At 67.8% G+C, this 12,983-nt stretch carries 15 protein-coding genes; 4 read left to right on the top strand and 11 right to left on the bottom strand.

Features of this window, described 5'->3' with window-relative positions:
• Window positions 1-13: 13 nt before the first annotated feature.
• The 7 genes from GYM46_RS12990 to folE form a co-directional block, all read right to left on the bottom strand.
• Window positions 14-898, bottom strand: coding sequence for an alpha/beta hydrolase family protein (locus GYM46_RS12990; RefSeq protein WP_008260673.1), 885 nt, complete (start codon window positions 896-898; stop codon window positions 14-16).
• Window positions 899-955: 57 nt separating this feature from the next.
• Window positions 956-1,297 (bottom strand): MmcQ/YjbR family DNA-binding protein, encoded by a 342-nt coding sequence (locus GYM46_RS12995; RefSeq protein ID WP_008259624.1) that lies wholly within the window; start codon window positions 1,295-1,297, stop codon window positions 956-958.
• The gene (locus GYM46_RS13000; protein WP_008263354.1) at window positions 1,294-1,692 is read right to left on the bottom strand and encodes a type II toxin-antitoxin system VapC family toxin; all 399 of its coding nucleotides are present in this window, start codon (window positions 1,690-1,692) and stop codon (window positions 1,294-1,296) included. Before GYM46_RS13000 ends, GYM46_RS12995 begins: the two co-directional genes overlap by 4 nt.
• A complete protein-coding gene (locus GYM46_RS13005) occupies window positions 1,689-1,931 on the bottom strand; it encodes an AbrB/MazE/SpoVT family DNA-binding domain-containing protein (RefSeq protein ID WP_008263152.1) in 243 nt (80 codons plus the stop codon). Before GYM46_RS13005 ends, GYM46_RS13000 begins: the two co-directional genes overlap by 4 nt.
• A 24-nt stretch (window positions 1,932-1,955) precedes the next feature.
• On the bottom strand, window positions 1,956-3,785 hold the full coding sequence (locus tag GYM46_RS13010) for a gamma-glutamyltransferase family protein (protein ID WP_008261056.1): 1,830 nt from the start codon (window positions 3,783-3,785) through the stop codon (window positions 1,956-1,958).
• A 127-nt stretch (window positions 3,786-3,912) separates the two neighbouring features.
• On the bottom strand, window positions 3,913-4,347 hold the full coding sequence (locus GYM46_RS13015; RefSeq protein ID WP_008260299.1) for a biopolymer transporter ExbD: 435 nt from the start codon (window positions 4,345-4,347) through the stop codon (window positions 3,913-3,915).
• Window positions 4,348-4,504: 157 nt separating this feature from the next.
• Window positions 4,505-5,134 carry a GTP cyclohydrolase I FolE gene (gene folE / locus GYM46_RS13020; RefSeq protein WP_008262458.1) on the bottom strand — a complete coding sequence of 210 codons (630 nt, stop codon included), beginning with the start codon at window positions 5,132-5,134 and terminating at the stop codon, window positions 4,505-4,507.
• A 129-nt stretch (window positions 5,135-5,263) separates the two neighbouring features.
• Between folE and cysS the strand changes: the two genes are divergently transcribed.
• Window positions 5,264-6,673, top strand: a complete 1,410-nt coding sequence (gene cysS / locus GYM46_RS13025) for a cysteine--tRNA ligase (protein ID WP_008263751.1) — start codon at window positions 5,264-5,266, stop codon at window positions 6,671-6,673.
• A 3-nt stretch (window positions 6,674-6,676) separates the two neighbouring features.
• Here cysS and GYM46_RS13030 read toward each other — a convergent pair whose 3' ends face one another.
• A complete protein-coding gene (locus GYM46_RS13030; protein ID WP_008259500.1) occupies window positions 6,677-7,699 on the bottom strand; it encodes a DNA topoisomerase IB in 1,023 nt (340 codons plus the stop codon).
• A gap of 140 nt (window positions 7,700-7,839) precedes the next feature.
• On the opposite strand from GYM46_RS13030, the gene rlmJ reads away from it, so the two are divergent.
• On the top strand, window positions 7,840-8,655 hold the full coding sequence (gene rlmJ, locus GYM46_RS13035; protein WP_008262539.1) for a 23S rRNA (adenine(2030)-N(6))-methyltransferase RlmJ: 816 nt from the start codon (window positions 7,840-7,842) through the stop codon (window positions 8,653-8,655).
• A 29-nt stretch (window positions 8,656-8,684) separates the two neighbouring features.
• Entirely contained in the window at window positions 8,685-9,416 is a 732-nt protein-coding gene (locus GYM46_RS13040) for a GMP synthase (RefSeq protein ID WP_008262549.1), read from the top strand.
• Between the two features lie 195 nt (window positions 9,417-9,611).
• Here GYM46_RS13040 and GYM46_RS13045 read toward each other — a convergent pair whose 3' ends face one another.
• Window positions 9,612-10,583, bottom strand: coding sequence for a YeiH family protein (locus GYM46_RS13045; RefSeq protein ID WP_198004291.1), 972 nt, complete (start codon window positions 10,581-10,583; stop codon window positions 9,612-9,614).
• Between the two features lie 172 nt (window positions 10,584-10,755).
• On the opposite strand from GYM46_RS13045, the gene GYM46_RS13050 reads away from it, so the two are divergent.
• Window positions 10,756-11,631 (top strand): LysR family transcriptional regulator, encoded by an 876-nt coding sequence (locus tag GYM46_RS13050; protein WP_040350153.1) that lies wholly within the window; start codon window positions 10,756-10,758, stop codon window positions 11,629-11,631.
• A 277-nt stretch (window positions 11,632-11,908) separates the two neighbouring features.
• Here the strand turns inward: GYM46_RS13050 and GYM46_RS13055 are convergent, their stop codons facing one another.
• Window positions 11,909-12,100, bottom strand: coding sequence for a hypothetical protein (locus GYM46_RS13055; RefSeq protein ID WP_040349701.1), 192 nt, complete (start codon window positions 12,098-12,100; stop codon window positions 11,909-11,911).
• Window positions 12,097-12,978 carry an oxygen-dependent coproporphyrinogen oxidase gene (gene hemF / locus GYM46_RS13060; RefSeq protein ID WP_008262465.1) on the bottom strand — a complete coding sequence of 294 codons (882 nt, stop codon included), beginning with the start codon at window positions 12,976-12,978 and terminating at the stop codon, window positions 12,097-12,099. Before hemF ends, GYM46_RS13055 begins: the two co-directional genes overlap by 4 nt.
• Window positions 12,979-12,983: the final 5 nt, after the last annotated feature.

Consider the following 12,983-nt stretch of genomic DNA (forward strand, 5'->3'; position numbering starts at 1 on the left):
GGGAGCAGCACAGTTAGGCGCCGGCTCCGGTCTTCGTAACCCCTGCGTCGAACCAATCCAGGATTTCCTGCCACAGCGGCTCCAGCCCCTTGCGGAAGGCGCCCTCGTGGCCGACCCGTCGCACCCCATAGTCGGGGCCGTCACGCACCACGACCTCGGACGGGGCGTTGGGATAGGCTTTCAGCAGGGCCGCCCCTGTGCCCGGCGTGGCGATGGGGTCGTCCGGAAAGATCCAGGATCGGATCGGCGCCCGGACCGCATCGAACCCCTGGGGCTCCAGCGCGCCGGACTTCAGCTCGTCCAGGAAATAGGACGGCTTCAGGCACCACCGTTTCCAGGTCTCGAACACCCCGCGCGGCAGGTCGGTCCCCCGCCACAGTCTGCCGGCGCGGACATAGCCGTGGCGTCGCAGATGGTGCGGCCCGAAACCGAACCAGAAGAACAGCTCGATCGGATTATAGGTCCGGTGGTGTCCGCCCCACCATCCGGTCCCGACCGAGACGAAGGCGTGCCGCCCGATCTCGGCCTGGTTCGGCATGAAGCCGACGAAATGGCCCCCGACGCTGTGCCCGACGTGGAAGATCGGCAGACCCGGCGCCGCCTTCTTCAACGCCTTCAGCGCGGCCGGCATGTCCAGCCGACCCCAGTCGGGATAGTCCATCTCCATCGCCGCCAGATCCTCGGGCCGCGACCCGCCGATTCCGCGATAGTCATAGGTCAGGACCACGCAGCCCCGCTCGGCCATCCAGCGCGCGAACCGCGCATAGAAGCCGCGCGGAAACCCCGTGCCCGCCGAGACCAGCACCGCCATCCTCGGCGCGTCGCCGCGGAACAGCGTCGCCTCCAGCGGCCAGCCGTCCAAGGCCTTGATGACCCGATCCTCAACCGCCCGCCCCATGTGGTTTCTGTCCGTTGTTATTTTCAACGGACCCTGCATGGTTTCCCCGACGTCAGGTCAAGCGGCGTCGTAGACCTTCACCAGGCGCTTCGGCGCCACCTTGCGCCACCGCCTTTCCAGCGCCGCCTTCAGCCAGACGGGATCGACCGCAGCGATCCGCGCCAGCACGATCGGGTGGTCGCGGTAGTGGTCGGTGAAGTGAAAGGTCGCGGGGTCCATCTCGATCAGCAGTTCGCGCTCATCCAGGTTATCCAGATGCACCACGATACTGTCGTCCAGCTTCGGACGCAGCCAGGTGAAGAACTTCCCCGCCACCTTGAACGATGGCTCGCCATAGGAGACGCCGTCCTCGACGCCGGGAAACGACAGCAGCAGGGCGCGCACCTCGTCACGGGTCATGGCGCGATCAGCTCAAGCTCGGGAAAATAGGTACGATACCGCGCTCCGTCGCGCGTCAGCAGCCTGTATCCGGCGACCAGGGCGTGGGCGCCGATGAAGAAGTCAGGCAGGGGCGAAGTCCGAACACCGCCCCGCCGACGATAGGCCTGAAAAGCCTTGCCGGCCAGAAAGGCGGCTTCGAACGGCAGGCCTTCGCGATCAAACGGAGCCAGCAGTGCTTCCACCGTGTCTGCATTAAGAAACGGAATTGAGACCTCCGCATAGATGATCGGATTGATCACCAGCGCCCCTTCCGCATTCAGGATCGCTGAGGCTTGGCTCGCTGACCAGTCATGCCAAGACAGCGTCTCGTCGATCAGGTCGATCAGCACATTGCTGTCGATCAGAACCCTCATTCGCCCCGCGTCATCGCCATGACGTCGTCCGTCGTCATGTTCAGGGCGGAACGATACCGTTGCATATGCTCAATCAGTGCGCGCCCGCGGTCTTTCGCCGCGTGCGGTCGGTCGTTGGCCGCACGAATGGTCAGGACGCCGCTGTCGATCCGGACCGACAACTCGTCGTCAGGCCCGAAACCGGCCTGTTCCACCAGTTCCGCCGGAATAACGACCTGACCCTGAGCGCCGATCTTCATGACCCGATCATAACATCCCCGCCCTCAATAGGCGATGGCGATCCCGTCCTTGCGCATCTCGGTCGCCGCGCCATAGGTCCAGCGTCCGCCGGGGTTCATCTGCTTCATGATGTTCTGATAGCCGCCGAACCCGCCGTCCGGCTCGCCCAGGGTCCAGCCCATCGCTCGCAACTGCGCCTTGGTCGCCTCGGGCACGCCGCTCTCCAGGTGCAGCACCCCGGTCCCCTCCTGCGCCTGGCCGGTCGGTTCGGACGAGCCATAGTGTTGCCAGCGCGGCGCATCCCCCGCCGCCTGGGGTTCAAGCCCATAATCGACCATGTTGATGATGATCTGGGCCTGGCCCTGGGGCTGCATGGCGCCGCCCATGACGCCGAAGGCCATCCAGGGCTCGCCGTCCTTGACCGCGAAACCGGGGATAATGGTCTGGAACGGCCGCTTGCCGGGCGCATAGACGTTGGGATGGCCGTCGCTCAGGGCGAACAGCTCGCCCCGGTCCTGGAACATGAAGCCCAGCGGTTCCGATCCATTGTCCGGCGCCAGGCCCGAGCCCATGCCGCGATAGTTGGACTGGATCCAGCTGACCATCATCCCGTCGCTGTCGGCGACGCTGAAATAGGTGGTGTCGCCATGGTGCGGGGCGTCGCCGGGCATGACGCGGTCCATCACCCGGTCCGGCCGGATCAGCCTGGCCCGTTCGGCGGCATAGGCCTTTGAGTTCAGCCATTCGACCGGGGTCTTGGAGAATCGGTCGTCGGCGAACCAGCGCGCCCGGTCCTCGAACGCCAGCCGCTTGGCCTCGGCCTGGACGTGCAGCGAGGCGGCGGACTGGAAGCCCATGGATTTCAGGTCGAACTGTTCGCAGATGTTCAGGATCTGGTTGGTCGACAGGCCCTGGGTGTTGGGGCCCAGGCCGAAGACGTCCACGCCGCGATAATTGGTCTGGATCGGCTCGACCCATTCGGTGCGGTGGGCGGCCATGTCGGCGCGGGTCATCCAGCCGCCGATCCGCTTGAAATAGGCCTCGATGCTGTCGGCGATGGGGCCGTCATAGAAGGCGTCGCGCCGGCCCTCGGCGATCATCCGCAGGGTCCGGCCCAGGAAGGGGTTGGCGAAGACCTCCCCCACCTTGGGCGTCGCCCCGCCGGCGGCCCAGATGCGCTTCCTATTGTCGTTCTCCTCAATGGGGATCACGCCCCGGTCGAAGACCGCCATATTGCGTTCCAGGTAGTAGGCGATGACCTGGGGCACGGGCGCGCCCTGTTCGCACAGCTCGGCGACCGGCAGCAGGACATCCTTCCACGGCAGCTTGCCATAGCGTTGGTGCGCGCTCCACCAGGCGTCCACCGTGCCGGGCACATTCACCGTCACCGCCCCATAACGCGGCAGATAGCCTTCGATGGCCTTGGACCGCGCGGTTTCCAGGCTGAGGCCCCGCGGACTGGCGCCGGACCCGTTCAGCCCGACCACCGTCTTCTGTTTCGGGTCCCACAGCAGGCAATAGGCGTCGCCGCCGATGCCGTTGGCCACCGGCTCCAGGAAGCCCAGGGCCGCATTGATGGCGATGGCCGCGTCGATGGCCGATCCGCCGCGCCTCAGGGTGTCGATCCCGATCAGGCTGGCCGCCGGGTGCGCCGTCGCCGCCGCCCCGTTCGCGCCCCAGACGGTCGAGCGGCCCATGAATTTCGGTCCCGTCACCCGGTCGCCGATGCCGACCCCGGCGTAGGGATCGGCGGGACGGGCAGGGGCGGGGGCCGCCTCGGTCGGCTTGGCGGTCGGAGACGACTGTCGCGCCTGGACGGCCGTCGCCGCCAGGGCTCCGGCAGGCAGGGCGGACAGGAAGGTGCGACGACGCATGGGCGGACTCCTCGAACAGCCGATTTGGCATCAAGGCGGTCAGCGTGCGCGGGAGCAAGCCTCGCCGCAAAGAAAAAGGCCGCGTCCCTTTCGGAACGCGGCCCTGATCCGGGATAGAACCTCGGTCCTATTCGATGTCTTCGTTCAGCAGGCCGACCTTGAAGAAGCCGTTCTCCTGCATCTTGTTCATGACTTCCATGAACTGAGAATATTTCACTTCCGGCTGGGCGCGCACGAAGACGCGCTCTTCCTGGCAGGCGCCGCCGCCCAGGGCGGTGCAGACGTCGGTGGCCAGGTTGTCGATCGAGGTCTGCTTGTCCGACAGGAACAGCTGACCGTTTTCCTGGATGGTGATGTACACTGGCTCTTTCTCAACCGTGTTCGGCTGAGGCGGCTGCGCCGGCGGCAGGTCGAGGCGGATCGACACGGTCGCCATGGGCGCGGCGACCATGAAGATGATCATCAGCACCAGCAGAATGTCGATGAACGGCGTGATGTTGATATCCGCCGTCTGTTCGATCGTGTGCTTGTCCCCACCGGAACCGCCGATCTTCGCAGCCATGCCTAATCTCCGTTACCGCCGGCCGCGATCCGCGCCGACATTTCCCTATGGATCGCCCGAGAGCTTGTTCGGTTCTTGGCGTCCCGATGCGCGCTTGTAAAGCGGTTCTAAACGATCCGGCGTTCCGGAACGTCAATTACCCGCGACAGGCGAGGCTTTACGCCTTCGCCAGCTTCAGGAAACGGTCCATCAGGGCCGGATCGGACTTGAAGGCGCCGGTGAACCGGGTGGTGACGGTCGAAACATGCCGGTGATGCACCCCGCGCGTGGTCATGCACTGGTGCGCGGCGTCGATCATCACCGCGACGCCCCTGGGCTGCAGGTGCGATTCGATGGCCTCGATGATGTCGTTGGTCAGGGTTTCCTGATTCTGCAGACGTCGGGCGAAGATCTCCACCACCCGCGCCAGCTTCGAGATGCCGACAACCTTCTCGCCGGGCAGATAGGCGACATAGGCCTTGCCCAGGAAGGGGGCCAGGTGGTGCTCGCAATGGCTCTCCACCTCGATCTCGCGCAGGATGACCATGTCGTCATAGCCGGTCACGTCCTCGAAGGTGCGCGACAGCTCCTTGGCCGCGTCGGCCTCATAGCCGTCGAACCATTCGCCGTAAGCGTCGACCACCCGCTTGGGCGTGTCGATCAGGCCCGGACGGTCCGGATTGTCCCCGGCCCAGGCGATCAGGGTGCGCACGGCCTCCAGCGCCTGCTCGCGCGACGGGCGGCCAGACTCCTGAACCGTGGCGGTTTCGTCGCTGACGAGGACGGGCTTGGCGGGGATGACGCTCATGAACTCGATTTTCCGGCCGGGGCGGTCGGAGCCGCCCGGTATAGCTTCTACAATCCGTCGGGACTGTATATCAGGCCGCTATATGGGACGGACCCTCCGTCCTGCAAGAAAACGAAGTCCACCTATCTTATGCCGCTGCACATCCACGACACCCTGCACCGTGAAAAGCGCCTGTTCGAACCGCGCGATCCGAACCGGGTGACCCTCTATGTCTGCGGCCCGACGGTCTATGACTACGCCCATATCGGCAACGCTCGCCCGCCGGTGGTGTTCGACGTCCTGGTGCGGCTGCTGCGCCGGACCTATGGCGCGGATCATGTGATCTACGCTCGCAACGTCACCGACGTGGACGACAAGATCAACCAGAAGGCCGCCCGCGAGGGCGTGCCGATCGGCGAGGTCACCGCCCGCTACGAGGCCGCCTATCTGGCTGACATGGGCCTGCTGAACGTCTCGCCGCCAGACCTCGCCCCCCACGTCACCGACTATATCCCGGCCATCGTCGCCCAGATCCAGGCCATCGTCGACGCCGGCTGCGCCTATGCCGCTGAAGGCCATGTCCTGTTCGACGTTTCGTCCTATCCGTCCTACGGCGCCCTGTCGGGCCGGAACCTGGACGACATGATCGCCGGCGCCCGGGTCGAGGTCGCGCCCTACAAGAAGAACCCCCACGACTTCGTGCTGTGGAAACCGTCCAAGCCGGACGAGCCGTCCTGGCCGTCGCCCTGGGGCGAGGGGCGTCCAGGCTGGCATATCGAATGCTCGGCCATGATCGAACAGGCCCTGGGCCTGCCCATCGACATCCATGGCGGCGGCATCGACCTGGTCTTCCCCCACCATGAGAACGAGATCGCCCAGGGCGTCTGCGCCCACGGCCATGCTCAGGGCGACAAGGCCCACGACGAATACGCCCGCTACTGGATGCACAACGGCTTCCTGACCGTGGACGCCGAGAAGATGTCCAAGTCCGTCGGCAACGTCCTGCTGCTGCACGACCTGGTCCAGGCCATGCCGGGCGAAGTCGTCCGCTGGGCGCTTCTGTCGGCCCACTACCGCCAGCCGCTGGACTGGAACCAGGGCCTGCTGGACCAGTCGAAGAAGTCGCTGGACCGCCTGTACGGCGCCCTGCACCGCTCCAGCGGCGTCGAGGTTCTGGATCTCGATCCACCCGCCGACTTCATGAAGTCGATCGAGGACGACCTGAACACCCCCGGCGCCATGGCCAGCCTGTTCGCCCTGTCCAGCGAGATCGAGCGCGGCATGACGGCGGGCGATCTGGACGCCGTGGCCCAGGCCCGCGCCCGCCTCATGGCCTGCGCTTCCATTCTGGGGGTGCTTCAGTCCGACCCGGCCGCCTGGCTGGAGGGCGACGTCTCCGACGCCCTGCGTATCGAGGTTGAGGCCCTGCTGGAGCAACGCGCCGCCGCCCGCGCCGCCAAGGACTGGCCCGAGGCCGACCGCATCCGCGACCGCCTGAACGCACTGAACGTCGTCGTCATGGACGGTCCCGACGGCGCGACCTGGCGGATGAAGGGCTGACGCTCAGGCTGCGGCCAACTGCCGGATCAGCGCCGTCTCGAACCCCTTGGCGTCTGGGCCGGGCAGGGCGGTCTTCAGCTCGCCGCTCTCGTACAGCGCCATCACCTTCGGATGGACGTAGGAGGTCCGGCACACCGTCGGCGTATTGCCCAGCAGGCCCGCCACCGCCTTGACGCAGACGGTGATCTTGCGTTTGGCGTCGCTCGGCGAGGTCGGAGGCTCCATCTCGCGCAGGGCCCGCGCCGCCGAGACCGTGCCCGCCCAGGTGCGGAAATCCTTGGCCGAGAACTGGTCGCCCATGGCCGCGCGGATATAGGCGTTCACATCGTCCGAGGTGACGGGGCACAGCTCCCCGTCGGCCGTGCGGTATTTGAAAAGGTGCTGGCCCGGCAGTTCCTCCAGCGCCCGCACCACCCGCGCCAGCCGCCGGTCGCGGACGCTGACCCGGTGGTCCTTGCCGCTCTTGCCCCGGAACTCGAAGGTCAGGGCCGCGCCGTCCACCTCCAGATGCCGCTTGTTCAGGGTGGTCAGCCCATAGCTGCGGTTCTCCCGCGCATAGGCCGCATTGCCGACCCGGATCAGGGTGATCTCCAGCAGACGCACCGCGGTCGCCAGCACCTTCTCCTTCACCGGCCCCCTCAGACCCAGATCATGCTCCACCTGGGCGCGCAGCCGGGGCAGGGCGCGCGAAAAGGCCGGCAGCTTGTCGAACTTGTTCTCCGACCGGGCCGAACTCCAGCCGGCGTGATAGCGGTACTGTTTGCGCCCCTTCGCGTCGCGCCCGGTCGCCTGGATATGGCCGTTGGCCTTGGGGCAGATCCAGACGTCGGTCCAGGCGGGCGGAATGGCCAGGGCGCGGATACGGTCCAGAACCTTCGCGTCCTTGACCGGTTGATCCTTGGCGTCGCGATAGGACCAGCCCTTGCCGGCGCGGCGGCGGGTCAGGCCGGGGTTGTCGTCGCTGCACCAGCTCAGCCCCTGCGGAACCTCGACCGCAATATCCACGCCGTGCGATCCGTCCGCCATCAGCGGCCTTCCTTTTCATTGGTCTTTCAGCGGCTTGCCCCAGACCCGCCCCAAGACCAGCAACGAACGCCGGGTGGGGTCGCCGGGTTCCAGCCGCCGCTTCCCCTTGACCCCGCGCGCCCGGCGCGACACGAGGCGGCATGAATTATCGCCACAGCTTCCACGCCGGAAACTTCGCCGACCTGGTCAAACACGCCCTGGTCCTGTGGCTGGTGAAGACCCGCGCGGCGGCGGGCCCGCTGACGGTGCTCGACACCCACGCCGGCGCCGGCCTTTATGACCTGTCCGGCGACGCCGTGCGGTCCAAGGAGGCCGAGGCCGGAGTCGCGCGTCTGATGACCGACCCGGACCTGCCGCCCCTGATGCAGGCCCTGGCGGATCGGGTGGCGGCGCTGAACCCCGACGGCGGCGCCCGCTTCTATCCCGGCTCGCCCCTGCTGATCGCCGACGCCCTCGGGGCGGGCGGAACCTATGTCGGCTATGAGCTGAACCCGCCCGTCCGCGCCCTGCTGGATCAGGCCCTCGCGGATCGCCCAAACGCCGAGGCGCGCGAGGGCGACGGCTACGCCCTGGCCATGGCCGAGGCGGCGCGGGTCAAGGCTCCCCTGATCCTGATCGATCCCCCGTTCGAAAAGCCCGACGACTATGTCCGCTCGGCCGAAACCGCTCTGGCGGTGGTCCGCCGCGACCCCGCCGCGACCGTCGCCGTCTGGACCCCGCTGAAGGATCTGGAGACCTTCGACGCCTTCATCCGCCGGCTGCAGCCCAAGGCCGGCCCGACCCTGGTCGCCGAGGCCCGCCTGCGTCCCCTGACCAATCCGATGAAGATGAACGGCTGCGCCCTGGTGGTCGTCAATCCGCCGCCTGGCGCCGAGGACGCGGCGCGCCAGGTGTGCGGCTGGGTCGCCAACCGTCTGGGCGATCCGGGCGGCCGGGCTGAAATCTGGTCCTTCTGATCGGCGCGCCCCTTGTCTATGGTCGGGCCATGACCCGTATCGCCATTCTGGAAACCGGCCATCCGCCCGAGGCCCTGAAGGACAGTTTCGACGACTATCCGGCCCGGTTCCGCGCCCTGCTGGGCGAAAACGTCCCGACCACCCGGTTCGACGTCCAGTCCGGCCATCTGCCGTCCGACCCCGCCGCCTTTCAGGGGGTGATCGTCACCGGCTCGGCCGCAGGGGTCTATGACGACCTGCCGTGGATTCCCCAGTTGATCGACTGGCTGCGCGCCGCGCGGGGCCGGACCCGTATCGTCGGCATCTGTTTCGGCCACCAGGTCCTGGCCCACGCCTTCGGCGGCGCGGTCGAGAAGTCCGACAAGGGCTGGGGCGTCGGCCTGCACCGCTACGACGTGCACGGGACCGAGCCGTGGATGCACCCCCGCGCCCGCACCCTCGCCATCCCCGTCTCGCATCAGGATCAGGTCGTGGCCGTCTCGCCCGACGCCCGCGTCATCGCCTCCAGCGGCTTCACCCCCTACGCCGGCCTGGCCTGGGGGCAGGACGCCATCTCCTTCCAGTGCCACCCGGAGTTCCAGCCCGACTACGCCGCCGCCCTGGTCGAGGTCCGGCGCGGTTCGCGCATCCCCGAAGCCCTGGCCGAGGCCGCGCTCGACAGCCTGAAACGCCCCAACGACCGCGCCGTCCTCACCGCCTGGATCCGCGCCTTCCTGCTGCTCACCCCGCCGCCCGTGGAAGAGCAGGGCAGCGGGATCTAGCCTCTACATTTCTTTCGTCATCCTCCGACAAGCCGCTGCTTCGCGGCGCAGATCGGGGGACCCAGCGGCGCCGAAGGCGATGCGTCCGCCGCTCGATGTTTGAACACCTCGTCCGCGACAGGTTCGCGCTCGCGCGCGCCGCTGGGTCCCCCGGTTCCGCTTCGCGGCCCGGAGGATGACGAAAGTGGAGGCGATCTAAACCCCCAACACCGCGATCAGCCCCAGGCTCAGCCCCACCAGGGCCGCCAGCGACAACACCACGGCCGCCACCACACGCCCACCGGCCCGCGCCACGGCCCGGATGTCGGTTTGCAGCCCCAGCGCCGCCATGGCCGCCACAGTCAGCAGGCCCGACGCCGCCGCCATGGGCGAAAGCGCCGCCTGTGGGATCAGCTCCAGGTTCCGCAGCGCGATCATGGCCAGAAAACCGACGATGAACCACGGCAGGAGCCGGTGCAGTCCCGGCCCCTTCGCCCCCTCCGCCCGATCCCGAAAGATCAGCGACAGCACCAGGATCACCGGCCCCAGCATCAGCACCCGCGCCAGCTTGACCACCGTCCCCGTCTGGGTCGCGACGGCGCCGAACGGGGCGGCGGCCGCCAGCACTTGCGGCACGGCGTAGACGGTCAGCCCCGCCAGGGCGCCGTATTGCAAGCCGCTCATCGACATCAGTCCGCCCAGCAGGGGCAGGGTCAGAACCACCACCACCCCCAGCACGGCGGTAAAGGCGATGGAGGCGGCGACCTCCTCGCCATCGGCGTCGATCACCGGGGCCACGGCGGCGATGGCGGAGTTGCCGCAGATGGCGTTGCCGCACGCCACCAGCAGGGCCATGCGCGGGTTCAGCCCCAGCAGACGCCCGATCCCGAACCCGGCCAGAATGGCGGCGGCGACCAGGGCGAAGACCCCCGCCACGAACCCCAGCCCCAGCGACGACAGGGTCGCCGCACTGACCGAGGCGCCCAACAGGACCACGGCGACCTCCAGCAGGATCTTGGCGCTGAAATCGATCCCGGCCCTGAACCGCACGTCCGGCGTCCAGGCCGCCCGCACGCCGGCGCCCAGCAGGATGGCCAGCACCAGCGGCTCCAGCCAGACCTTGCCGACCGCCCCGCGTTCCAGGCCACCCAGGCCCACCGCCGCCAGGGCGACCACCAAGCTTATCATCAGGCCGGGCCACACCGCGCGCCCGAACGCGCCCAACCGTATCATGCGGGGCAGGGGAGGACTCAAAACGGCGTCAGGGGCAGCGGATTTCATGGTCCAGCTTGATGGGCGGCCCCTCGACCTCGGTCCAACGGATTGTTATGGTCGTTTCAATCCGATTTGGAGATTGATCGTGACCCTGGAACGCCTGCGCATCTTCGTCGCCGTGGCCGAGCGCCAGCATGTGACGGCCGCCGCGCGGGCGCTGAACCTGACCCAGTCGGCGGTCTCCAACGCCATCGCGGCGCTGGAGGCCGAGCACGACGTTTATCTGTTCGACCGGGTCGGCCGGGGCGTGGTGCTGAACCAGACCGGTCTGGCCTTCCTGCCCGAGGCCAGGGCCGTGCTGGCCCGCGCAGCGGCGGCCGAGGCGGCGCTGGCGGACATGAGCGCCCTGCGACGCGGCCGCCTGACCCTCTTCGCCAGCCAGACCATCGCCAGCGCCTGGTTGCCCCGCCGACTGGCCGCCTTTCATGCGGCCCATCCCGGCGTCGAACTGGACGTGGCCATCGGCAATACGCGCGAGGTGGCCGAGGGGGTGTTGAGCGGCGCGGCCGAGCTGGGTCTGGTCGAGGGCGAGATCGACCAGCCCTTGCTGGATCAGACGGTGGTGGGCTCGGACCGGCTGGCGGTTCTGGTCACGCCCGACCATCCCTGGGCCGGACTGCGCAGATTGGAGGCCCAGACCCTGGCGACCCAGGCCTGGGTCCTGCGCGAGGCGGGATCCGGCACCCGCTCGACCCTGGAGGCGGCGCTGCGAAACGCGGACGTGGACCCCGCCGCCCTTTCCATCGCCATGACCCTGCCGTCGAACGAGGCGGTGCTGGCGGCGGCCGAGGCGGGGGCGGGGGCCACGGCCCTGTCCGAAAGCGTGGCCTATGGATCGGTCGCCGCCGGCCGTCTGGTCACCGCCGCCTTCAGCCTGCCGGAACGCCCGTTCCGCCTGTTGCGGCATCGCGAACGCTATCGCAGCAAGGCGGGCGACGCTTTTGTCGCCGCCATGGAATGAGCCGACGGGGGATGCGCCCCTAATCCCGCTCCACCGCATTCTGAATTCTAAGGGCTTTCAATGAAATCCCCACAATCGACCCATCGCCCTTCCGGGCGCGGTTAGACTGGCCGCCAGGTCTTTGACAGTCGAACGGAAAACACGCCGCCAAACTGCACGCTTTTGCGCATCGCACCGGTTTTCGCCGGCGCAGTGCAATTCGGGGACGCGGTTTCAAGGGCGGGCGGGCCGCCGAATTCAGACGATTTAGACGATCTAGACTGTCTTTTTTTTTCGATCAGAGTCCGAACCGGGGAAACACGAACCGCTCCAGCAGCAGCGAGGCGGCGAAATAGAAGCCGATCACAACGAACAGGGTCAGCGGGATCTGCGGCTGGTGCGACAGGGTCAGATAGATCCCGTACAGCACCGCAAACAGGACCGAGGTGGCCAGGGGGCGCAGCAGGATCTTCGCAAGGGGGGACTTCACGGCCATTTCACCACCGGGGGCATGGAGCTGAGGATCGAATCGACGTTGCCGCCGGTCTTGAGGCCGAACATGGTGCCACGGTCGTACAGCAGGTTGAACTCCACATAGCGCCCGCGCCGCACCAACTGCTCCTCGCGCTCCTCCGGCGTCCAGGCCTCGCCCATCCGCCCGGCCACGATCTTCGGATAGACGTCCAGGAAGGCCAGGCCCACGTCGCGGGTGAAGGCGAAGTCGCGGTCGTGGTCGCCGCTGTCGTGGTGGTCATAGAAGATGCCGCCGGTCCCGCGCGGCTCCTGCCGATGCGGCAGGAAGAAATACTCGTCGCACCAGGCCTTGTACTTGGCGTGCCAGTCGGGATCATGGGCGTCGCAGGCCGCCTTCATCGCCGCGTGGAAGGCCAGGGTGTCCGGGTGGTCCTGGCGCCGATCCGCGTCCAGCACCGGCGTCAGATCGCCCCCGCCGCCGAACCAGCTCCGGGTCGTGGCGATGAAGCGGGTGTTCATATGCACCGCCGGAACTCTGGGGCTGACCGGATGGCAGATCAGGCTGATCCCGGTGGCGAAGAAGCGGGGGTCCTCCGCCGCGCCGGGCACCGTCTTGGCGTAGTCGGCCGGAAAGGATCCGTGGACGGTCGAGACATGGACCCCGACCTTCTCGAACAGCCGCCCGTGCATCATCCCCATGACGCCACCGCCGCCGTCCTTGCGGTCCCAGGCCGTCCGCACGAACCGCCCCGGCTCCCCCGGAAACAGCTCGTCGGGCGCCGCATCCTCCAGCGCCTCGAAGGCCGAATGGATACGGTCGCGCAGATGCTCGAACCAGGCGCGGGTCTCGACCTTCTTCAGGTCGAGCGGATCGGAAAAGGCGGCGTCGCTCATGCCGT

Origin of the sequence: Brevundimonas mediterranea, assembly GCF_011064825.1 — a bacterium.
In the GTDB taxonomy this organism is placed as follows: domain Bacteria; phylum Pseudomonadota; class Alphaproteobacteria; order Caulobacterales; family Caulobacteraceae; genus Brevundimonas; species Brevundimonas mediterranea_A.

Bases quoted from the DNA above. Each gene is read 5' to 3' on its own strand.
- GYM46_RS12990 (WP_008260673.1), bottom strand. From the start codon at position 898: ATGGGGCGGGCGGTTGAGGATCGGGTCATCAAGGCCTTGGACGGCTGG.
- GYM46_RS12995 (WP_008259624.1), bottom strand. From the start codon at position 1,297: ATGACCCGTGACGAGGTGCGCGCCCTGCTGCTGTCGTTTCCCGGCGTC.
- GYM46_RS13000 (WP_008263354.1), bottom strand. From the start codon at position 1,692: ATGAGGGTTCTGATCGACAGCAATGTGCTGATCGACCTGATCGACGAG.
- GYM46_RS13005 (WP_008263152.1), bottom strand. From the start codon at position 1,931: ATGAAGATCGGCGCTCAGGGTCAGGTCGTTATTCCGGCGGAACTGGTG.
- GYM46_RS13010 (WP_008261056.1), bottom strand. From the start codon at position 3,785: ATGCGTCGTCGCACCTTCCTGTCCGCCCTGCCTGCCGGAGCCCTGGCG.
- GYM46_RS13015 (WP_008260299.1), bottom strand. From the start codon at position 4,347: ATGGCTGCGAAGATCGGCGGTTCCGGTGGGGACAAGCACACGATCGAA.
- folE (WP_008262458.1), bottom strand. From the start codon at position 5,134: ATGAGCGTCATCCCCGCCAAGCCCGTCCTCGTCAGCGACGAAACCGCC.
- cysS (WP_008263751.1), top strand. From the start codon at position 5,264: ATGCCGCTGCACATCCACGACACCCTGCACCGTGAAAAGCGCCTGTTC.
- GYM46_RS13030 (WP_008259500.1), bottom strand. From the start codon at position 7,699: ATGGCGGACGGATCGCACGGCGTGGATATTGCGGTCGAGGTTCCGCAG.
- rlmJ (WP_008262539.1), top strand. From the start codon at position 7,840: ATGAATTATCGCCACAGCTTCCACGCCGGAAACTTCGCCGACCTGGTC.
- GYM46_RS13040 (WP_008262549.1), top strand. From the start codon at position 8,685: ATGACCCGTATCGCCATTCTGGAAACCGGCCATCCGCCCGAGGCCCTG.
- GYM46_RS13045 (WP_198004291.1), bottom strand. From the start codon at position 10,583: ATGATAAGCTTGGTGGTCGCCCTGGCGGCGGTGGGCCTGGGTGGCCTG.
- hemF (WP_008262465.1), bottom strand. From the start codon at position 12,978: ATGAGCGACGCCGCCTTTTCCGATCCGCTCGACCTGAAGAAGGTCGAG.